General features: G+C 65.6%; 17 protein-coding genes. 5 read left to right on the forward strand and 12 right to left on the reverse strand.

Annotated features, from left to right (window positions below; all coding sequences use genetic code 11):
• Positions 1–917: 917 nt before the first annotated feature.
• Positions 918–2,495: a porin gene (locus JQ617_RS34925; protein ID WP_212030332.1), complete on the reverse strand. Its 1,578-nt coding sequence runs from the start codon at positions 2,493–2,495 to the stop codon at positions 918–920.
• Positions 2,496–3,044: 549 nt separating this feature from the next.
• Between JQ617_RS34925 and JQ617_RS34930 the strand changes: the two genes are divergently transcribed.
• Positions 3,045–3,524 (forward strand): MarR family winged helix-turn-helix transcriptional regulator, encoded by a 480-nt coding sequence (locus JQ617_RS34930; protein ID WP_212030333.1) that lies wholly within the window; start codon positions 3,045–3,047, stop codon positions 3,522–3,524.
• A gap of 92 nt (positions 3,525–3,616) precedes the next feature.
• Here the strand turns inward: JQ617_RS34930 and JQ617_RS34935 are convergent, their stop codons facing one another.
• Positions 3,617–4,699: an alpha/beta hydrolase family protein gene (locus tag JQ617_RS34935; protein ID WP_212030334.1), complete on the reverse strand. Its 1,083-nt coding sequence runs from the start codon at positions 4,697–4,699 to the stop codon at positions 3,617–3,619.
• A gap of 727 nt (positions 4,700–5,426) precedes the next feature.
• On the opposite strand from JQ617_RS34935, the gene JQ617_RS34940 reads away from it, so the two are divergent.
• The gene (locus JQ617_RS34940; protein WP_212030335.1) at positions 5,427–6,491 is read left to right on the forward strand and encodes a ketopantoate reductase family protein; all 1,065 of its coding nucleotides are present in this window, start codon (positions 5,427–5,429) and stop codon (positions 6,489–6,491) included.
• Positions 6,492–6,538: 47 nt separating this feature from the next.
• On the opposite strand, the gene JQ617_RS34945 is transcribed toward JQ617_RS34940, so the two are convergent.
• Entirely contained in the window at positions 6,539–7,105 is a 567-nt protein-coding gene (locus JQ617_RS34945) for a hypothetical protein (protein ID WP_212030336.1), read from the reverse strand.
• Positions 7,106–7,586: 481 nt separating this feature from the next.
• On the opposite strand from JQ617_RS34945, the gene JQ617_RS34950 reads away from it, so the two are divergent.
• Positions 7,587–8,405, forward strand: coding sequence for a CxxCxxCC domain-containing protein (locus JQ617_RS34950; protein WP_212030337.1), 819 nt, complete (start codon positions 7,587–7,589; stop codon positions 8,403–8,405).
• 104 nt (positions 8,406–8,509) lie between these two features.
• Positions 8,510–10,027: a helicase HerA domain-containing protein gene (locus JQ617_RS34955; protein WP_212030338.1), complete on the forward strand. Its 1,518-nt coding sequence runs from the start codon at positions 8,510–8,512 to the stop codon at positions 10,025–10,027.
• A 54-nt stretch (positions 10,028–10,081) separates the two neighbouring features.
• Here the strand turns inward: JQ617_RS34955 and JQ617_RS34960 are convergent, their stop codons facing one another.
• From JQ617_RS34960 to JQ617_RS34995, 8 genes are all read right to left on the reverse strand, one after another.
• The gene (locus tag JQ617_RS34960; protein ID WP_212030339.1) at positions 10,082–10,822 is read right to left on the reverse strand and encodes an ABC transporter ATP-binding protein; all 741 of its coding nucleotides are present in this window, start codon (positions 10,820–10,822) and stop codon (positions 10,082–10,084) included.
• The gene (locus JQ617_RS34965) at positions 10,819–11,667 is read right to left on the reverse strand and encodes an ABC transporter ATP-binding protein (RefSeq protein ID WP_212030340.1); all 849 of its coding nucleotides are present in this window, start codon (positions 11,665–11,667) and stop codon (positions 10,819–10,821) included. The genes JQ617_RS34960 and JQ617_RS34965 overlap by 4 nt, the downstream gene beginning before the upstream one ends.
• On the reverse strand, positions 11,667–13,490 hold the full coding sequence (locus tag JQ617_RS34970; RefSeq protein WP_212030341.1) for an ABC transporter permease: 1,824 nt from the start codon (positions 13,488–13,490) through the stop codon (positions 11,667–11,669). Before JQ617_RS34970 ends, JQ617_RS34965 begins: the two co-directional genes overlap by 1 nt.
• A gap of 55 nt (positions 13,491–13,545) precedes the next feature.
• The gene (locus JQ617_RS34975; RefSeq protein WP_212030342.1) at positions 13,546–14,703 is read right to left on the reverse strand and encodes an ABC transporter substrate-binding protein; all 1,158 of its coding nucleotides are present in this window, start codon (positions 14,701–14,703) and stop codon (positions 13,546–13,548) included.
• Positions 14,704–14,764: 61 nt separating this feature from the next.
• The gene (locus JQ617_RS34980; protein WP_212030343.1) at positions 14,765–15,340 is read right to left on the reverse strand and encodes an alkylhydroperoxidase domain protein; all 576 of its coding nucleotides are present in this window, start codon (positions 15,338–15,340) and stop codon (positions 14,765–14,767) included.
• A gap of 12 nt (positions 15,341–15,352) precedes the next feature.
• Positions 15,353–15,952, reverse strand: a complete 600-nt coding sequence (locus JQ617_RS34985) for a CMD domain protein (RefSeq protein ID WP_212030463.1) — start codon at positions 15,950–15,952, stop codon at positions 15,353–15,355.
• A 28-nt stretch (positions 15,953–15,980) separates the two neighbouring features.
• Positions 15,981–17,015 carry a putative FMN-dependent luciferase-like monooxygenase gene (locus JQ617_RS34990; RefSeq protein ID WP_212030344.1) on the reverse strand — a complete coding sequence of 345 codons (1,035 nt, stop codon included), beginning with the start codon at positions 17,013–17,015 and terminating at the stop codon, positions 15,981–15,983.
• Positions 17,016–17,150: 135 nt separating this feature from the next.
• Positions 17,151–17,933 carry a MetQ/NlpA family ABC transporter substrate-binding protein gene (locus JQ617_RS34995; protein ID WP_212030345.1) on the reverse strand — a complete coding sequence of 261 codons (783 nt, stop codon included), beginning with the start codon at positions 17,931–17,933 and terminating at the stop codon, positions 17,151–17,153.
• Between the two features lie 236 nt (positions 17,934–18,169).
• Between JQ617_RS34995 and JQ617_RS35000 the strand changes: the two genes are divergently transcribed.
• Positions 18,170–18,556 (forward strand): hypothetical protein, encoded by a 387-nt coding sequence (locus JQ617_RS35000; RefSeq protein ID WP_212030346.1) that lies wholly within the window; start codon positions 18,170–18,172, stop codon positions 18,554–18,556.
• Here the strand turns inward: JQ617_RS35000 and JQ617_RS35005 are convergent, their stop codons facing one another.
• Positions 18,557–20,002, reverse strand: coding sequence for an MATE family efflux transporter (locus JQ617_RS35005; protein ID WP_212030347.1), 1,446 nt, complete (start codon positions 20,000–20,002; stop codon positions 18,557–18,559).
• Positions 20,003–20,076: the final 74 nt, after the last annotated feature.

Here is a 20,076-nt window from a genome sequence, read left to right on the forward strand (position 1 = left end):
AAGCGAAACCCATCACGCATCTGGCCCGCCGGAACGTGATGGGTTTCGCAAGTGCTCTACCCATCCTACGACCTCGCAGACACGCCTTCGCAGCCTCGCGGCGCGATTCGCCCGAGCTTTGCCTGATCACTCCACCCTCAAAAGCCAAGAGGGCGCAGGGAAGGCCGGGTGCTGACCTCGCACCCGCGGTCCGCTGCGCAAAAGGCACGCGCAGGAAGAACCGCACAGCAGCATACAGGTGGAGCCAATCACTCGGCCTTCCCTGCGCGATGGTCGGACGGCTTATGCCGTGCTCTCCCGGGAGCCGAGTTCCCTCTGGCCTCCCTCGCGCTCACGAAATTCGCCGGCGCCGCGCCGGTTGACGCAGATGCCGCCTCCGCAAGAACTTGGCCGTAGCAACGACGGCCGGGACCACACGGTTTTGCCGTACGCGCGGTCCGCCATGTTCGCCGCGGGATTCGACGACGTTGTGCACGTTGCCGCCGTCCCCTCGGCGAGACGAACCTGTCAGCGCCGTTCGTCCGCGCGAGGCCCGGGGCTCACGGAGAGCAATCCGCCCTACCCTCAAGCTCTCGCGCCCGACGCTGCCGCGTCCACCGCAAGCCCGGCTCGCGACAATGACGACCACATGATCGCCCCTCAAGGATGAGCCGGGATGGGCGATACGTACGCCATTTCCGAATTTCGGTAAAGCGGAATATTTTTGACGGAGTGGATTGACAGGCGGCGACACAGGCCGGCCCCGTAGCCCGGATGGAGCGGAGCGTAATCCGGGAATGCGCCGGCTGCCGGGCGAGCGGCCCCGGATTGCGCTCCGCTCCATCCGGGCTACGGCACAGCGGTTATGCTGCCATCCACGCATAAAAAAACACCCGGCGGTTTCCCGCCGGGTGTTCGCTACAGTCTGTCGACCGATCTTACCAGTTGCGCTGAGCGCGGAGGAGCAGGGTGACGGTGTCCTGATCCTTGAGCTCGTAAGTCGCAGCCGGCTTCGCAGTCGTGCCCGAGGGCGCGAGAGCAACAGCACCGGAGTACTTCTGGTCCAGATGGGTCCAGGTGAGGTCAGCCGAGAACGTCAGGTTCTTGACCGGAGTCCAGCGGGTGATGATACCCGCCTGGGCGACGGCGAAGTCGGGGTTACAGCCGGTGACACCAGCCAGGCCGCCGAAGACACCGCCGGCACCGCCTGCGCCGCAGATCGCGGTCTTGGCGAGCGAGCCGTACTGCGCCTGAGCGTAGGCACCGTAGATCGCCGTGTTCCAGTACGGATCCCAGTTGTGGGTGTAAGCGCCGCGGAAGCCCCAGGTCTTGACCGTCTCCTGCGAGCTGCCGGTGATGAACACCGTGTCAGGCGCGCTGGCGAAGCCGATGCTGCCGTAGGCACCCGCAAGACCCGAGCTGCCGAACATCGAGTAGGAGCTGCCCGCCAGGTTCTGGAAGTTGTAGCGGGTGGCACCGTCGGTGTAGACGCCCGAAATGTTGATCACGTCACCCGCACCGGTCGGGATGTTCTTGATCGACAGAGCGAGCTGAACCGCCCAACCCCACTTGTCGTCGGGGTGACCGGTCGCCTCGTTGGCGCCGTAGTAGGCAACGTGGTTGTCATGCGCAGCAACCGACGCCTGGAACAGACCCCAAGCCTGGTCGACACGAACCATGGCAACGAGGTTCGGCGAACGCGAGCCGCCGATGGCGTTGGAGCCGTAGGCGCCGCCAATGATGCCGGCCGCAGTCGCGCCCGTCATGTTGAGGTTGCCAGCCTGATAGTAGGCCGTCGCGTCTTCCGCCGAGAACGCCGCCGTCACGCCCTGACCGAAGTCAGCGGTGTAGGTGAACTGGGTGACACCGGTAACCGTGCCGCTGCCGCCGACGAGACCGTCGTAGTTGTTGCCGGGATAGTTGGTCCAGGGCGCGTCGAACTGCGACACGGCCTTACCCATCGTGAAGCCGGCGAACTGGATGAAGGCGTAGTACACGCCGAGCGAACCGCCCGAGGTGCCGCCGTCAGTCGGGTTGATCGACGAACCGACGAGCGACGGGGTCGCACCCGAGGTGTTGAGCGCCAGGGTGCTGCTGTAGGCGGTGGTGCCGGTCGCGCTGCCGGTGCCGGCGTAGTTGCCGGTGGTCCAGGAGAACACGCCGTCGAAGAAGGTACGGACGACGCCGTATTCCGTCGCGGTGCGCGTGTCGATGTTGAGATCTTCACGAGCGCGCATGGTGTAGTAGTTGGTCAGGCGGTTACGGGAACCGTTGTTGCTCGAGAACTGACCGTTGTAGACCGAGTTGGTGTTCAGCGCGACTTCAGCGCGCAGATAACCGCCCAGCTTGATGCAGGTGTCGGTGCCCGGGATGTAATAGAAGCCGGCGCCGTACAGCGAGCAGATCTTCACGTACTCGACCGCCTTGGCCTTCACGGGAAGGTCGGCAGCGAACGCACCGGAAGCGGCCATCAAGCCGGCTGCCGATCCGAGAAGAAGCGTCTTCGTAAACTTCATTAGTAAACCTCCAGGTCGGTTCAGGGGGCTCGGCTCCTCGCTGGAGGCCGCGTTACCCACATCAATTTCCGTTCAATTCAGGTCCGCACTGAAGGTCCGGACTGAAACGACAGTGAGGTGCCCCCCCTCCGTCGTGCTTCACGTATAGTTTATAAAAACAATCGTCTCAATTCATTGATGAGATGAAGCACTCGTTTCGAAGGAAGATGTTGCCGACGAGCAACAGCGCCTTTTGACGACTACTGAGTCATTGAAATCAAAAAGAAAAAGCCCTCAGGGGGCATCCCGAGGGCTTTCTTGGAGGTCTCACATTGCTAGCTGTCGATTTGGTCAAGAGCCGCAAACTTTGAGCCGCACGAGACATAACTCAATCAATTGATTTATGCAAGCGATAAACGATCGGATGATTTCTTAGGCACGATGTCGGCGCGAAATTGTTCTGCAACTTCCGCGCGCTATCAGCGAGACACCCGTCAAATATCCGGATAGAAGTACTACTTTGTCGCACCTACCTGATTTTTCCTTAGTGCTTGCTGATTCCGGGACCACATGAGCGAGAAGCGGCTCGATAGAGCGATTACGGACTTCATCTGGAACGTCGTCGAGATCCACTCCCAGCTGGAGGACATCCACACCAGCTGGGCGGCACTGTTGGGCATTACCGAGCCGCAGTGGCTGATCCTGATGGCCATCACGGAGCTGGACGAAGGACGCGGCGTCGCCGGAATCGACATCGCGAACAAGCTGCGGATCCACCCCGCGTTCGTGACCAACCAGACCAAGACCCTCGAGAAGGCCGGGTTCCTGTCGCGGCGACCGGCAGCAGACGATGCCCGTTTCGTCCTGATGGCTCTGACCGAAAAGGCGACGACGGAAATCGAGAAGCTTTCCAAGAGACGGCTCGCGCTGAACTCGACCATGTTCAACGAGCTCGACGAGAAGACCCTCGCCGATCTGAATGCCGCGCTCGCGACGATTGCCAAGAACGCCCGGCTCGCCGCACGATTGCTGGCTATCGACGTTTCGTGATCCGCAGGTCTGCCTGACACGGGCCAAGCGCGACGGATGATGAGAATCGTGCGCGCGCATCCGGAATGCGCTTCGGCACGATCTCCCGGGGTCTAGAGGTAAGTTATGGGATCGAGCCGATGGCCGGCACCGAGCTTGCTGTCGAGCCACTCGAAAATGAAATCATCCACCGCGATGAAGTTGTCGACTTCGCCCCTGGGGTAGGCGATGCGGTTCGGCACGACGACCGAGCAATCCGCTCCGGCCTGCCGATAACTGGCCTGCAGATCGAGTGCCTCTTGTTCCCGCACCATCGAGCGATCGCCAACGACGACGAGAAGCGGACAGGCGATCCGGCGCGGCGGCAACGGCGAATCCGCGGCGCTTGCGTCGTGGCCGGACTGGCCGGCGCCGGTCCACCAGCGAATCGCCGCCTGGCGCATGACCGGCGTTACAAGAGCGCCGTCGCACACGGCGGCCGATATCCGGCGATCCAGCAGCGCGAGGCTGGAGGCATGGCGGGCGCCCGTCCCCTCGCCGTAGATCGCGATCCGCTGCGAATCGACGTCCGGACGCGCATCCAGATAGTCCATCCAGCACTGAAGGATATGTTGCGGCTTTAGCAGCCGAGGCGCGGGCGATTTCTCGGCATCGACGAGCAGAAGCGACATCTTCCGGCGCAGCGAGGTGGGCAGAAGCCTGCTCATCAGCGAGGCCAGGGTGATGTTCTCGTCGGCGATGCAGATGACCGCAGGCGCGGAAGGGCCATGACGAAGCGCCGGCAGGAAGTAGCCGGTCAGCGCAGCATGATCGAAGCCTTCGAGCTCCACCCGCTCGATCGCCGGATCTGCCTCGTCCGAGAAGCTCCTCACACTAAGCTCAACCTTGTCCGCGAGGTCGCCAGTCGCAAGATCTCCCGGACAAGAAAGATTTCGTGCGACTTCGAATGCGGTCAGCGAACACATCCAGGCTTCGCGGGCAATCCGATCGGCACCGTTTGCACGCGCAAACTCGGCGGAGGTCCAATAATCTTCCGCGACCCTCAACCAGTCCGAAAGCCACAGCTGCCTGTGCGTCTCACGCGCAAGTTCCGCGACGGACAGGCTCTCGAAGAATTCGGACGCGCGCTTCCGCAAGCGTGCCAGACTTCCACCGGCGCCATCGCAGGAGCCGTGAGGCCAATGATCACCTTCCATTTCTTTCCCCGAACGGCGCTGTCAGCGATTGACCAGCACAGCGCCGTGCACGTCACTTCGCGTGGGCGGGGGCACCGGTGCAATCCGCATGTCGCCCCGACGAGCCGCCCTCAACATAGATTCCACGCCGGCTCCAGCTCAATCGTCACGTCTCAGCTCCGCTGCTGATACATAGTCTAAGGCCCCGCGCCACTCTGCCATTTCTGCGGCGCTGCGTTTGCAGTTTTTTGTTTCGATCAATGACCAAAGTTTGGATGCCGTTTCGATGACAGAACAGGCATAACCATCTCGATCCTCATCGTGATTTTCTTATGGCCGAGTGAAGCGCTCCGCCAATCACGATAGCGCCCAGTGATGCGGCTGATTGACGCTCGGCCGATGCAACCTGGCGAATTTCGGGAAAATTGGGAACACGACTCTCCGCTCATCGCCACAAGACTGGCGACGTGCGATCGCTTCCCCGGTGAGCGAGGAGAGATGTGACATACGACGTTCGAGGCGTTGCCGAATTAACTTGCATTAAGCAACGACAGCTTTCTCGAACCCTTGGCGGCTCAATTTGGCGTCACAATTGTGTCGCCAGCGGCGGAGCCGCTGCCCCCTGGCCCCGTCTCTTGTATGCATTATCCCAGTTGCCATCCGCGGCCACTTCGCCTTACATGCCCGCAACCCGCCCTGGAACCACGGCCGGGGCGCAAAAATCACCGACATCTCCAAGGGACGAAGCATGGCACGTAACATATTGATTCTAGGGGCTTCCTACGGTTCCCTGCTCGGCACGAAGCTGCTGATGGCCGGGCACAATGTGACCCTGGTCTGCCGTGCCAAGACCGCGGAGCTCATCAATCGCGACGGCACCGAGGTCCGCATCAAATTGCGTGACGAGGCGGTGCACCGGGCGATCTTCTCACGCAACCTGCCCGGCAAGCTCGACGCGGTGACGCCGGCCAATGTCGATCTATCGCGCTACGATATAGTTGGCCTTGCGATGCAGGAACCGCAGTACACCAACCACACCGTGCGCGTGCTCATGGTCAAGATCGCCGCAGCGAAGCTGCCGTGCCTGTCGATCATGAACATGCCGCCGCTGCCCTATCTGAAGCGGATTCCCGCCCTCGCCGACATGGACCTGGAGGAGGCCTATACTAATGCGCAGGTGTGGGAGCGATTCGAGCCGGGCCTCGTGACGCTGTGCTCGCCGGATCCGCAGGCCTTCCGCCCGCCGGAGGAAGCCGCGAACGTGCTTCATGTCGGGCTACCCACCAACTTCAAGGCATCGGCCTTCGCCGACGAGAAGCACAACAAGGTGTTGCGCGAGCTGGAGGCGGACATCGACGCCGTGACGCTCGACGGCCACGACGTGCCGGTGAAGCTGAAGGTGTTCGACTCGCTGTTCGTGCCGCTGGCGAAATGGTCGATGCTGCTCACCGGCAATTACCGCTGCATCACGCCGAACGAGCCGCAGTCGATCCGCGACGCCGTGCACGGCGATCTCGCGCGCTCGCAGACGATCTACGACCATGTCGACGCCATCGCCCGCCGCCTCGGCGCCGATCCGCAGGACCAGGTGCCGTTCGCGAAATACGCCAAGGCCGCCGAAAGCCTGCTGAAGCCGTCGTCGGCCGCGCGCGCGGTCGCGAGCGGCGCGCCCTTCATCGAGCGCGTCGATCTCCTGGTGAAGCTGATCTCGCATCAGCTCGGCGTGCCCAATCCCGAGATCGATCGCACGGTCGACACGGTGGATCAGAAGCTGAACGAGAAGATCGTGCAGGGCGGATCCGGCGCGCAGTAAGCGCGCCGCGCCAGACCGCGTGCCGGCGGTCACGCGCTGAGGAACGACTAAAGCCAGATCAGGCCGGTCACGGCGACGAGCGTGACCGCGCCGGCACGGGTGATCAGGTCCGGGCGCCCGAGCCGACGGGCGCCGCGGCCGAGCGCAGCCCCCAGCGTCACCCAGCTCGCTCCCGCCGTGACGATCAAAAGCGCGATCATGCCGAACCAGGGCAACAGCTCGAACAGTCCGGCCTGCAGCGGCAGCAGCAGGAAGGCGAACACCATCGCCTTGGGATTGAGCAGCGTGGCAAACAGCACCTGCCCGAACTGCACGGGCGCGCCGATGCGCAGCTCGTGCGCGCGGAAACGCCAGAGCACGACGGCAAGGCCAAGGATGTAGACGGTCACGGCCGCGCGGAGCACGACGGCCGCGACCGGGATATCGCTCAGGATCGGTCCGAGCGCCAGCCGCAGCAGGATGATCGCCAGCAAATAGCCGCACAGCTCCGCCGCCAGCAAATGCAGCGAGCGCGAGATGCCGACCCCCGCCCCCGATGTCGCGAGCAGCGTGTTGGTCGGGCCCGGCAAGGCCAGCATGAAGCAGGTGGCGGTGAAGAAGGCCAGAAAACTCATGCGCCGAGCTAGCAGGTCGCGACCGAACGCACCTTGATCTGCGTCATTGGACGCAAGCGGCGGGATCGCCGATGCCGGGCCTCACACGACACTGTTCCGGGTGTGGCGCAGACGTCACCGCAGCTCGATCACGCGATCGTGTCGCCGTCGCGCCGCTCCGGCGCGCAGCTGCAAATATCAACTGTGCGTGAGAGCAACGCACGTGATCGCGTCGCAAGACGGCTCAAAGCACGATGTTTCCGCACGAACGGAATGAAAGCGCGAAGAATCCTTCTCTCGCCGTGCGCGCAGACACCTTCCGCCGCCGCTACGTGATCCTTCATTTGCGCAAGGCCGCATGCACGCGTAGCGGGCGCATCGCCTTGCCTCGCGCAATGGCGTGAGCAAGATAGTTTTTCAGATCAGTTATTTACAACTGCTTTTTCAGGCATCGATCTGCGCTGCCTGGCGTTTGGGTTCCAGAAGAACAAGAGAAGAAGCAATGGACCAGGCGATGCTGAGCGTCGTCCGCGCGGTCGAGGCGGGTGCGACGACGATGAAGGGCGTCATCGACGCCACCGGCCTCTCCCGTCTCAAGATCGAACGCGCGCTGACCGCGCTGGAGAAGCAGAAGCTGCTGGTCCGCGACGGCCAGGGTTTTCGGGCCACCGGCCTGCCGAAGACGGCGCGGCCCGCCCGGGAATGCGGATCGTGCAATGCCTGCTGCGATATCCTCGAAGTCGCCGGCGTCGACAAGCCGGTGAACCAGCTCTGCCGGCATTGGCAGACAGGGACAGGATGCGCCATCTACGAGCGCCGCCCGCAGATGTGCCGGTCCTTTGTCTGCGCCTGGCTGCAGGGCCATCTCGACGACGACTGGTTCCCCGCGACATCGGGCATCGTGGTGCATTTCAGCCAGGATGCCGTCAACGTCACGGTCGACGACGATTGTCCCGATCGCTGGCGCGAGGAGCTGTACTTCAGCAAGCTCGCCGAATGGTCGCTGAACGGGATCAGGCGAATCGGAAATCGCGGCTACGCGACCCTGATCGTGTCCGGCAGCGAGCGGTTTTTGCTGCTCGGACGCACCGTTGTCCCCGAGCCGACGTCGTTCGGCACGGCGTTCCTGCCCCTCACCGCCGACACCTTCGCCTTCTGGCGGGCGAGATCGCCTGAACACCTGCAGCGCCTGCACGAGCGCATCGCCGAGATCGAGCGGATCCGGCAGGAATTCGGCTCCTGCACCATCCCTGCGAACGAGGACGACGATCCGCAGGCCCCCTACCGGCCCGCACTTCTACGGTTGTCCGGCCACGCCTGAACGCCGCCGTGGGCAACGCCGCCTGATTCGCGCCGGAGCGCTCGACGCGCCCCGGCCGGGTTGGTAAGCCCCTGTCCGCGAATGGAAGGGCTTGAGTCGAGGACATGACGGTTGCGATCGAGATGGGGCAGACCACGGCAGGCGCCGCGGCCGCCATGGACCTCGAGGAACTCCTGGCGACCCGTCTCCTGGTGCAGGGCAATTCCGGCTCCGGCAAGTCGCATCTGCTGCGGCGCCTGCTGGAGCAGAGCGCGCCCTGGGTGCAGCAGGCCATCATCGACCCCGAAGGCGACTTTGTCACGCTGGCCGAGCGGTTCGGCCATCTCGTGATCGACGCCGAGGATCACACCGAGCGCGGCCTGCAGGTCGCCGGCGAGCGCGCGCGGCTGCATCGCGTCTCCACCGTGCTCAATCTCGAAGGCCTCGACGCCGAGAACCAGATGCGGCGTGCCGCCGCCTTCCTCGGCGGGATGTTCGACGTCGACCGGGACCATTGGTATCCGATGCTGGTGGTGGTGGACGAGGCACAGCTGTTCGCGCCGGCGGTCGCCGGTGAAGTCTCGGACGAGGCGCGCAAGCTGTCGCTCGGCGCCATGACCAACTTGATGTGCCGCGGCCGCAAGCGCGGCCTTGCCGGCATCATCGCGACCCAGCGCCTTGCCAAGCTCGCCAAGAACGTCGCGGCGGAAGCCTCGAACTTCCTGATGGGCCGCACCTTCCTCGACATCGACATGGCGCGCGCCGCCGATCTGCTCGGCATGGAGCGGCGGCAGGCCGAAGCGTTCCGCGATCTCGAACGCGGCCAGTTCATGGCGCTCGGGCCTGCGTTGTCGCGCCGTCCGCTGCGCCTGAACATCGGCCCGACCGACACCTCCCCGCGCAACTCCACGCCGCGGCTGATGCCGATGCCGGAGGCGGCGACGGAAGAGATGCGCGCCGTGATCCTCGCCGCGCCGCCGCCCGACGCCAGCCGCCCGCAGCGCCGGCCAGCGCCGGACCTGCTCGAGCAGCTCCGCGCCGCGAAGGCCGCCGCGGTGCCGGAGGTTCGGCCCGAAGTGGTCGAGGTGCCGGTCAGCGCCGAGGAGCTCGCCGAGCGGCGCGAGCGCGTGGATCGCACCTTGCGCGCCGTGCTCGCCGAGCCCGACGCCGGCTTTCGCGCGATCGGCGTGCTGTATCAGGAATTCGTGGTCCGCTGCCGCATCGAAGGCCTCGGCTCCGCGGTGCCCGATCTCAACGAATTCCGCCGCATGCTGACGCATGCGCGCGCCGGGCTCGGCACGGAGCTCGCCGATGACGACGCCTGGCAGGAGGTGTCGCTGCGCGCCTCGATCCTGCCCGACGACATGCAGGGCGTGTTCATGATGATCGCGCGGGCGGCCAAGGAAGGCTGGCCCTGTCCCGGCGACGCCGCGATCGCCCGCGCCTACGGCTCGCACTCGCTGCGCCGCGCGCAACGGCTGCTCGGCTACATGGAGGAGCAGGGCCTGATCGTGGTCCAGCTCGACGGCGGCGGCCGCCGGTTCGTGACCCTGGTGGAGCTCGCCTGGGCGACCGCGCCGGGCGATCCCAATGGCGACGAGCAGCCGCCGGCCGAGCCGGTCGTGCGCGCGGCTTCGGCGTAATACGTCATGGCCGGGTCAAGCCCGGCCATGATTTGGAGAGGTCAGCGCACTGCGTCAGGCGGCTTCGGAGCCGCCGAGATAGGCGTCGCGTACCCTGGGATCGTCCTTCAGCGCGCGCGCCGGACCCGACAGCACGATCTTGCCGGTCTGCAGCACATAGGCCTCGTGCGCGATCTCGAGCGCGAGGCTGGCGTTCTGCTCGACCATGAACACCGAGACGCCCTCCTGGTTGATGGTGCGGATCAGCTCCAGCACCCGGTCGACATAGAGCGGCGACAGGCCCATGGTCGGCTCGTCCATCACGATCATCCGGGGACGGCTCATCAGCGCCCGCGCCATCGCCACCATCTGCTGCTCGCCGCCGGAGAGCGAGCCCGCGCGTTGCGACAGCCGCTGGCCGAGTTTTGGAAACAGCGTCAGCATCCTGTCGAGATCCTGCGCCACCGCCTCGCGGTCGCTGCGCACGAACGCGCCCATCAGGATGTTTTCGCGCACACTCATGTCCGCGAACAGGCGCCGCGCCTCCGGCACCGAGGCGATGCCGCGGCGGACGATCTGCGGCGTCGTCAGCCCCAGCAACGAAGCACCGTCGAACGTGACCTCGCCGGCACGCGGCTTCACCAGCCCCAAAATGATCTTCATCGTCGTCGACTTGCCGCTGGCATTGCCGCCGAGCAGGCAGACGATGTGGCCGCGCGCGACGGTGATCGACAGGTCGAAATGCACCTGGGCCTGGCCGTAGAAGGTGTTGACGCCGGACAGCGCCAGCAGCGGTTCGGGCGAAGAATTCGTCATGCCGCGCTCTCCTGCTCCGCCGTGCCTGACAGCCCGTGGCCGAGATAGGCCTCGATCACCTTGGGATCGGTCCGGACCTCTTCGCCCGGCCCTTCCGCAATCTTCTTGCCCTCGTCCATGACGATGACGCGGTCGGACAGGCGCATCACCATCTCCAGCTTGTGCTCGATCAGGAGGATGGTCAGCCCCTCGGCCTTCAGCTCGGCGACGAGCGCCTGCATCTCCGCCGTCTCGGTCGGGTTCATGCCGGCGGTGGGCTCGTCGAGCAGCAGGAGGCGCGGCTTGAGCGCGAGCGCGCGCGCGATCTCGACACGGCGGCGGTTGGCGTAGGACAGGCTGTAGGCCGGCTGGTCGATGCGCGGCAGCAGCCGCTCGCCGAAGCGGGCGAGGATAACTTTCACTTCCTGGCGCAGCCGCTCCTCCTCGGCCTTGACGCTCGAGGGGCGCAGCAGCGCGAGGCCCAATTCGAGCAGCGGGCCGATCACCGGCACGGCCGGCTTCACCGCCCGCAGCCGCGTGTGCGCGCCGATCAGGACGTTGTCCATCACGCTGAGATTGCCGAACACGCGGCCGAGCTGGAACGTGCGCGCGATGCCTTCGGCGGCAAGACGCTCCGGCGACAGGCCGGTGATGTCCTGACCCTCGAAGTGGACAGTGCCGGCATCGGGCCGGTCGAGCCCCGTCACGAGATTGAACAGCGTGGTCTTGCCGGCGCCGTTCGGGCCGATGATGCTGATGAGCTCGCCTTTGGCGAGATCGAGGTCGATGGCATCGACCGCGGTGAGGCCGCCGAAGCGGCGCGTCAGCCCGCGCAGCGACAGCATGGATGTGTGCTGCTCCGCCATCAGATCGTCCCCAGCAGGCCCTGCGGCCTGAACCGCACGAGCAGCAGCAGCACGATGCCGTAGATCAGGATGCGGTACTCGGCCGCGATCCGGAACACCTCGGGCAGGCCGACCAGCGCCACCGCCCCGACGATGGCGCCGACCACGTTGCCGAGGCCGCCGAGGATGACGACCGTCAGCGCCAGGATGGATTGTTGCGTGTTGAAGGTCTCGTGGTTGATGTAGGAATAGAGATGCGCGGCGATGCCGCCGCTGACGCCGGCCGCGAAGCCGCCGAAGATGAAGGCGAGCGACTTGTAGCGGTTCAGGCTGAGGCCATAGGCGCGCGCGGCGATGTCATCGTCGCGGATGGCGCGAAAGCTGCGGCCGAGATGCGATGTGAGCAGCCGCCCCTGCAGCAGCGCCAGCACGGCCATCACCGCAAAGCTGAACCAGTAGATCGAGGACGGGCTGATCAGATCATAGCCGAACAGCGACAGCGGCGGGATGCCGGAGATGCCGATCGGGCCGCGCGTCACGCTTTCCCAGTTCAGGATCACCAGCGACACGATCTCGCCGATCGCGAGCGTCGCGATCGAGACATAGTGCCCGCGCAGGCGGAACGAGGGCGAGATCAGCAGCGTGCCGAGCGCGGCGCTCATCAGGCCGCCGCCGATCACGGCAAGGCCGACCGGGACGTTGAGGGTCAGCGAGAGCAGCGCCGACGTATAGGCGCCGATCGCGAGCAGCGCGGCGTGCCCGAGCGAGACCTGCCCCATGGTGCCCGCGACCAGCGTCAGGCTGAGCGCGAGCATGCCGAGCAGCCAGGCATTGATCAGGGTCTGGAGCACGTAGAAGGACACCGGGAAGAACGGCAGGACCGCGAAGATCGCGGCGGCGACCGCAAGAGCCCAGCGCGGAATACGGACGGGGCGGCTCGGCGCAATAAAAGTGCCGGTGAGCGGCTCGGGCGGCGCCTGCCGCGCGCTGGCAAACAGGCCGTTCGGCCGCAGCACCAGCACGACGACCAGCAGCAGGAAGGCGAACAGATTGCGGTAGGAGGTACCGAACACGGCCACGCCGTAGCTCTCGACCAGACCCAGCAGCAGACTGCCGATCACCGCGCCGGGCACATTGCCGGCGCCACCGACGACTTCGGCGACGACGCCTTTCAGCGTCGCCTGCAGGCTCATCGCGGTGTCGATCTGGTTGTAGTACATGCCGACCAGCATGCCGGAGACGCCGCCGAGCGCAGCGGCAATGCCGAACACCGCCTGATTGACCCGGTTGACGTCGACGCCCATCTGCATGGCCGCGTCGCGGTCCTGCGACGCCGCTCGCACCGCCCAGCCGAGCTTGGAGTAGCGCAGGAACACGAACAGCAGCAGCGCGCTGGTGAGGCCGACGCCGGCGATCAGGAGATCGAGCGGACCTATCGTGCCGCCGCCGACCTGGAAGCGCACATCCGGCAACTGGCTCGGCAGCGCGCGCGGATTGGGCGAGAACGTCAGCATCACCAGCTGATCGAGCACGAAGCTGATGCCGATCGTTGCCAGCAGCGGTGCGATGCGCACCGAGTTCTGCAGCGGACGCAGGCCGAACCGCTCGATGATCAGGCCGACGATTGCGGCGGCGGCCGCCACCACGATGATGGTGAGCGGCAGCGGCGTATGCAACTGCACCACCGCGACCCAGCCGATATAGGCGCCGACCAGATAGATCGAGCCTTGCGCGAAGTTGATCAGCCGGCTGACGCCGAAGATCAGCGCAAGCCCGACCGCAACGAGCGCGTAGACGTTGCCGACGATCAGCCCGTTGATGGTGTAGTCGAGCCAGGAAGACACGCTTGAGCCCCGCGTCGAGAGGAAAGCGGCCGGAGCCCCCGCTCCGGCCGTCGGATCAGGTCGGCTTGCCGTCCCAGAGCGCGAACTGGCCCTTGCGCACGACCAGCTCGGCGTTCATGGCGCCCTTGACGCGGCGGGTCGCGACGTCGAACGTCGCGGTGCCGAAGATCACGCTCGGCACATCCTTGACCTTGGTAAAGGCCTCGCGGATCGCCTTGCGATCGATGCCGCCGATCCTCACCACCGCAGCCGCCATGTTCATGGCGTCGTAGGCGTAGGCATTGAAGGCGTCGGGCTCCAGCCCGTTGTACTTCTTCTTGAAGCCGGAGATGAACTTCTGCACCTCGGGCCGCGGATCTTCCGGGAAGTAGCGCGTGCCGACGTGAACGTCCTCGACGGCCTCGCCGCCGAGCTCCAGGAATTTCGGCGAGTAGACCGAGCTTGCGGCGCAGATCACCTGCTTGAGCCCGACCTGGCGTGCCTGGCGCGCAATCAGCGCGCCGTCGGAATAGTAGGAGATCAGGATCAGCCCGTCCGGATTGGCATCGCGGACGCGCACCAGCGTTGAGCGGAAGTCGCGCTCCTCTGCGATATAGCCCTCGGTGACCACGATCTCCGCGCCATATTCCTTCGCAGCGTTGACGAAATAATCGCGGCTGGTGCGGCCCCAATCGGTGTTCAGATGCAGCACCGCGAGCTTCTTCAGGCCGAGCCGCCTCACCGCATAGGACGCCAGCAGCGGCTGCTCGTCGGCCTGGCTGACCGAGGTGCTCCACATGAAGTCGCCGCCCTTGGTGAAATCAGGATGCGAGTTGGTGAAGCCGAACTGCACGAGGCCCGCGCGCTGGTAGATCGGCGAAGCCGCCATCGAGGCCGGACTGGAGAAGTCGCCGAGCTCCAGCACGATGCTGGGATTGGAGACGAACTTCTGCGCGATCGCCACCGACTGGCGCGGGTCGCTCTGGCTGTCCTCGAACTGGTAGGCGAGCTTGCGGCCGTTGATGCCGCCGGCCGCCTGGATCTCATCGAGCGCGAGATCAAAGCCCTGCTTCCACTGCGTGCCATATTGCGCATTCGGTCCCGTCAGGGGGCCGCTGACGCCGAGCAGGATCGGCTCGGAGGATTGGGCGAAGGCGCCGCGCGAAAAGGCCGCTCCCGCCATCATGGCGGCAAGCGAACCCTTGACCAGACTACGGCGATCGATGTTGCTCATGAAAGGCTCCATCCACTCAGGTGTTGAAACAAAGCAGCAAATCTTGTGCCGGTGAGAATGCCTATTTCGAGGGCTCGCCGAGCGACAGCATCAGCCGGTTCGCCCAGTTGAAGAACGAGGCGCCGTTGATGACGTCGACGATCTCGGCATCGTCGAGGCCGGCGCTCCGCAGCTCCTTGATGTTGTCGGGCCCGAAGGCGATCGGCGTCGCGGCCAACGCCACGGAGGCCTTGACCACGGCATTCCAGCGTTCGCCGAGATCGGCCTTGACGCCCTCGTCGAGCAGCTTCTGCACATCTTCGCGGCGCTTGGAATAGGTGCTGGCGAAGCGCGCATGCACGGAGGCGCAATAGATGCAGCCGTTGTAACGCGAGGTCGCGGCGGCGGCGAGCTCGCGCTCGGCGCGCGGCAGGCCGTCGACGACGTTGTAGAAGATGTCCTTGTCGGTCTTGGTGCGGGCTTCGAGCACTTCGGGGTCGCGCACGAGCAGGCGGAAATATTCCGACTTGGCGCGAGCGCGGTCGACGAGGCCATTGAAATGCCGTTCGGTCAGCTCGGCCTCGGGCAGCGGGTCGATCCACGAGACCCAGCCGAGCTCGTCCTGGGTGAAGACGACGGGCGGATTGATGGTGCTCATGATTGCTGCCTCCTAAGCGCTTGCCGCGGCGAGCGTGCGCAAGCCGCTGACGACGCGGACCTGGAACGACAGGAACGCCACGAGCTGGGAGAACGTGACGATGCCGGTGGCCGACCAACCGGAAGCCAGCAGCGCCTTCATGTCGGCGGATGCGGCGTCGCGCGGACGGAACACCAGCAGGTGCGCATGCTCGAGCGCCGCGACGAGCCTGGTGCCGAGAACGGATTTGCTCGCAGCACTGACGCGATAGATCAGGCCGGCGGTGTTTTCGACCGACAGCGGTCCAGCCGGAAAGGAGCCATACGGACCCGAGGTCCTGCCGCGCGCGATTTCCGCGTCGATCGCCTCAAGCAGAGCCGCACCACCCGAACTCGCCGCGAGCTTGTCGCGATAGAAGGACGCAACGGGCGACTCGCCATGGAGCCCGGTGACGAAGGCCGCGACCGCGGCGCGCTCGACCAGCGAAAAATCGCTCGCGTCGATCGGCTCGAACAAGGAGAGGTAGCTCTTCTGCGCGTTCTCGCGCGCTTGCAGGCGCCGCGCGCGGATGCCGTCCAGGGCCGAGCCCGGCGCGATGCCGGCAAGCGTGTCGATGATATCCTGTGTTGCCATCATTCAGCCTCGTGCAGTTTCATTCCGGCTAGCCCGCCAGCGCCACGGCCGGCGCCGTCCGCGTCCAACCCAGCGCCGGCGCGACCTTCTCCGCGACCAGATCGATCGAGCGCAGGACATAGGGATGCGGCGCATCGACCGAATGGACCTGGAAGACGAGATCGGTCACCCGCTCCAGCGTCGCATCGGTGCGGAGCGAGGCGATCACCTCGTCCGCCGCGCCCACATGGGTGTCGAACGCGACGATCATCTCCTCCAGCGTCTCGCCGGGCGGCAGGTGACCGCCCTTCATGAATTGCGGCAGCGCGCGCCGCAGTCCAATGTCGGCAAGACGCAATGCCTCGCGATGGTCGTCGGCGACGAAGACGCTGCGCGAGGCCATGATGCGCGGCTCGCAGCCCGGCGGCAGCGCTTCGAGATAGGCGTCGATGATCGGGTTCTGGATCTCGGCGAGCGTCGCCGTCGGCGCGTCCTTGGCGCGCGGCTGGGTGCGCGAGAGCAGGAGGCCATCGCCGGCCTTGCCGGCGCGGGCGCCGCCCGCGACGGAGAACGTCGCCTGCCAGATGCGCTTGTCCAGTTGCGGCCGCTGCGGATAGAGCGTGTCGCCACCGTCGAGCTGCTTGCCGGTCAGCGCCTTGCGGACGATGTCCAGATTGCGGGCAAAGATCTCGTTGCGCTGGGCGCCGTCGAGGCCGAAGGCGGCGAAGGCCGACGGATTTCCGCCGGTGCCGACACCGAGCTCGAACCGGCCGTTGCAGAGCAGATCGAGCACCGCGGCGTCCTCGGCCACCCTCACCGCACTCTCCAGCGGCAGCGTCACGATGCCGGTGCCGAGGCGGATGCGCGAGGTCTGGGCGGCGACATAGCCCAGGAAGGTGAAGGGCGACGGCAGGCCGCCCTCGCGCTCATGGAAATGATGCTGCGCGATCCAGGCGGAATCGAGCCCGGCCTTCTCGGCGCGCACGATCTGCTCTGCGGCGAAGCGATAGCGGTCCGCCGGCGGCGCCTCGTCGAGAAGCCGCGTGAAGAAGCCCAGGCGTTTCAGGTTTGCAAAGCGTTTCATACGACCCCTGTCGGGCAAGGATGGCCACGTCCCCGATGATGTCGGTTGCCGCAGCTCCAGACAAGCGGGCATTGCGCAAGGCTCATGCGCTCGGCTGCCCGCCGGATCGCCCTGGACGTCTGGCGGGCAGGCTGCCTACCAGCTCGGCAGCACCGCGCCCTTGAACTTGGTCAGGACGAACTCCTTGACCTCCGGCGTGTGGTAGCTGTCGACCAGGATCTTGACCCAGGGCTTGTCCTTGTCGGCGGTGCGCACCGCGATCAGGTTGACGTAGGGGCCCTTCGGGTCCTCGCGCAGGATCGGGTCCTTGACCGGGTCGAGGCCCGCCTGGGTTGCATAGTTGGTGTTGATCGCCGCTGCGTCGACATCATCGAGCGCGCGCGGAGCCTGCGCCGCATCGACCTCGATGAACTTCAGCTTCTTGGGATTCTCGGTGATGTCGAGCACCGTCGGCTTGAAGCCGGTGCCGTCCTTCAGCTTGATCACGCCCTTGTCGCGCAGCAGCAGCAGAACGCGCCCGCCGTTGGTCGGATCGTTGGGGATCGAGACCTTGCCGCCTTCGGGGATATCGGCAAAGGCCTTGTGCTTCTTCGAATAGACGCCGATCGGGAAGTTCACGGTCAGGCCGACGGCCTCGATCTTGTAGCCGCGGTCGGCCTTCTGGTTGTCGAGGTAAGGCTGGTTCTGGAACGAATTGGCCTGGATCTCGCCGGCGTCGAGTGCGGCGTTCGGCACCACGTAGTCGGAGAACTCGAGGAGCTGAATGTCGAGCCCCTGCTTGGCGGCGATCGGCTTCACCGCTTCCAGGATCTGCGCGTGCGGCCCGGGGGTCACGCCGATCTTGATGGTCTCGGCCGCGGCTGCGGCGGACCATGCGGCGAGCACGGCCGAGAGGATCAGGGGGAGGCGAAACGACATCTTGGTCTCCACGGGTCTGCAGCGATGAATGGAACCGTATTCGCTTCTCTGCCGGGCGAAATCAATGAAATGGAAATCCATATTGGCTGCCGGGGCAAGCGAGCCTTTCTCCGTTCGGCGTGAAACGGGAAACGAATTCGCGGGGAAGGCGGCGCCACGGGCAAGCGTGAGGTGTATCACGGCACAGCGGCGCACCGGGAGGGAAATTGGCGTCACCATCAGCCAGGAGAGCCGCCATGACCGCCCTCGCCGCGCCGAAGCTCGCAGCCCGGAACCGCCTCGAATGCTTTGCGCTCTACGCCTTGTTCCAGGGCGTACCGCTCTACTCCAGCGTCGTGCTGATGATGAAGCTCGTGGCGGCCTCCGAGATCGTTGGGGAACGCTATGGCGCCACCATCTTCATCGTGCTGGCGGCGGCCTTCCACGGGCTGGCGATGATCTGGCTCGCGCCGAAATTCCCGCGCTTCTTCCAGCACAACAACGCGCCCGCCTTCGGCGATGCCACGTTGTCCTTCACCGGAAAGGTCTCGCGCTGGCTGGCTGAGCCGAAGACGGCGGTGGAGCTGCTGACGAATGTGATGCTGATGTCGGTGCTGGCGATCGGCGTCGCCAGCATCAGGTGATTACTCGGTCCGCCAGGTCGACGGCGACAGCATGATCAGGACGCAGATCGCGGCATAGGCGGCCAGCGACAACGTGACCATCGTGGCGAGCCCCGCCATGCCCGCGCCGAAGCTCGCCACCGCGATCCAGCCACCGCCCGCCGCGATCAGGATGCGTACGAAGGAGGACGCGAGCGGGCCCATGGCGCGGCCGGTGCCTTGCACGGCGAAGGAGGAGACAAAACCGAAGCCGAGCGCAGCATAGGCCGGCGCGACGATGCGCAAATAGGTCATGCCCTCGCCCACCACCTCGACATCGTGGCTGAACAGATTGAGCCAGGCGGTCGGAAAGATCGCGACGAAGAGCCCGATCGCCCCGGTCATGACCATGCCGACGACACCGCTGATCCAGCCGATCTTCCGCGCCCGCGCCGTCTGCCCGGCGCCCATGTTGACGCCGACCATGGTCAGCGTCGCCGTGCTGATGCCGAACAGCAAGGGGATCATGATGTAGTCGAGCCGTGAGGCGATGCCGTAGCCGGCAAGCGCGGCGGTGCCGAACAGGCCGACCGCGCCGGTGACGAGGATGACGGTGAGATTGGTGACCACCGCGTTGAGCGCGGTGGGAATGCCGACCTTGAGCATGTCTGCGAAGATTTTTGCGCGCAGCGGCATGATGTGCAGCCGCAGGCCGGTCGCGCCCGACGCCATGTAGCGCAGCAGGAACAGCATCGCCGCGCCGTAATAGAGGCCGAAGGCGACACCGGCGCCGCCGATGCCGAGCCGCGGGATCGGTCCGAACCCGAAGATCAGCGCGGGCGAGACCGGGATGGTCACGATCGCGCCGACCAGCGTCACCAGCGCGGGCACCCTGACATTTCCGGAGCCGCGCAGCGCCGCTGCCTGGAGGTTGACGATCCACACCGGAATAGCGCCGGCGAACAAATAGTTCGAATAGGTGGTCGCGGCCGCGAGCGCGCCGTCGGTGCCGCCGAGAGCGCGATAGAGATGCGGGCCGCCGAAAATCACGCTCAGCGTAAAGACGCCGCCGGCGATGATCGCCAGCACCACGGCGTGAAGCAGCGCCGCCTCGGCATCGTCCCGGCGGCCGGCCCCCACCGCGCGCGCCACCGAGGACGCGACGCCGGAGCCGAACCCGCCATTCGACATCATGGTCATCAGCATGAAGATCGGGAACACCAGCGCGGCGCCCGCCAGCGCATCGGTGCCGAGAAAGCCGACGTAATAGGCCTCGGCGATGTTGACCGCGGTTTGCGCCACCAGGACCGTGACCGTCGGGGCCGCGAGCCGAAGCAATGTCGGCAGGATCGGTGCGGTCAGCAGCGCAGCCCGCCTCTGTTCGGCCGCGCTCGGGGCCGCCGGCACCGCCGGGCGGAGCGGCGCGGCTGGGCGGGCCATGATTTGCGCGGCGGACGGAGCCGGTGCGGTAGCATCTTCGACTGACATGGGTGCGGTCCTGTGGTTCCCCGAAGGCATTGCCCAAAGACCGCCCTCTTTGTATTATGACCATAATGTATTAT

The sequence above is a fragment of the Bradyrhizobium sp. KB893862 SZCCT0404 genome (genome assembly GCF_018130885.1).
In the GTDB taxonomy this organism is placed as follows: Bacteria; Pseudomonadota; Alphaproteobacteria; order Rhizobiales; family Xanthobacteraceae; genus Bradyrhizobium; species Bradyrhizobium stylosanthis.

Excerpts from the sequence above, each read along its gene's own strand:
- JQ617_RS34925 (WP_212030332.1), bottom strand. The coding sequence starts at position 2,495 with ATGAAGTTTACGAAGACGCTTCTTCTCGGATCGGCAGCCGGCTTGATG.
- JQ617_RS34930 (WP_212030333.1), top strand. The coding sequence starts at position 3,045 with ATGAGCGAGAAGCGGCTCGATAGAGCGATTACGGACTTCATCTGGAAC.
- JQ617_RS34935 (WP_212030334.1), bottom strand. The coding sequence starts at position 4,699 with ATGGAAGGTGATCATTGGCCTCACGGCTCCTGCGATGGCGCCGGTGGA.
- JQ617_RS34940 (WP_212030335.1), top strand. The coding sequence starts at position 5,427 with ATGGCACGTAACATATTGATTCTAGGGGCTTCCTACGGTTCCCTGCTC.
- JQ617_RS34945 (WP_212030336.1), bottom strand. The coding sequence starts at position 7,105 with ATGAGTTTTCTGGCCTTCTTCACCGCCACCTGCTTCATGCTGGCCTTG.
- JQ617_RS34950 (WP_212030337.1), top strand. The coding sequence starts at position 7,587 with ATGGACCAGGCGATGCTGAGCGTCGTCCGCGCGGTCGAGGCGGGTGCG.
- JQ617_RS34955 (WP_212030338.1), top strand. The coding sequence starts at position 8,510 with ATGACGGTTGCGATCGAGATGGGGCAGACCACGGCAGGCGCCGCGGCC.
- JQ617_RS34960 (WP_212030339.1), bottom strand. The coding sequence starts at position 10,822 with ATGACGAATTCTTCGCCCGAACCGCTGCTGGCGCTGTCCGGCGTCAAC.
- JQ617_RS34965 (WP_212030340.1), bottom strand. The coding sequence starts at position 11,667 with ATGGCGGAGCAGCACACATCCATGCTGTCGCTGCGCGGGCTGACGCGC.
- JQ617_RS34975 (WP_212030342.1), bottom strand. The coding sequence starts at position 14,703 with ATGAGCAACATCGATCGCCGTAGTCTGGTCAAGGGTTCGCTTGCCGCC.
- JQ617_RS34980 (WP_212030343.1), bottom strand. The coding sequence starts at position 15,340 with ATGAGCACCATCAATCCGCCCGTCGTCTTCACCCAGGACGAGCTCGGC.
- JQ617_RS34985 (WP_212030463.1), bottom strand. The coding sequence starts at position 15,952 with ATGGCAACACAGGATATCATCGACACGCTTGCCGGCATCGCGCCGGGC.
- JQ617_RS34990 (WP_212030344.1), bottom strand. The coding sequence starts at position 17,015 with ATGAAACGCTTTGCAAACCTGAAACGCCTGGGCTTCTTCACGCGGCTT.
- JQ617_RS34995 (WP_212030345.1), bottom strand. The coding sequence starts at position 17,933 with ATGTCGTTTCGCCTCCCCCTGATCCTCTCGGCCGTGCTCGCCGCATGG.
- JQ617_RS35000 (WP_212030346.1), top strand. The coding sequence starts at position 18,170 with ATGACCGCCCTCGCCGCGCCGAAGCTCGCAGCCCGGAACCGCCTCGAA.
- JQ617_RS35005 (WP_212030347.1), bottom strand. The coding sequence starts at position 20,002 with ATGTCAGTCGAAGATGCTACCGCACCGGCTCCGTCCGCCGCGCAAATC.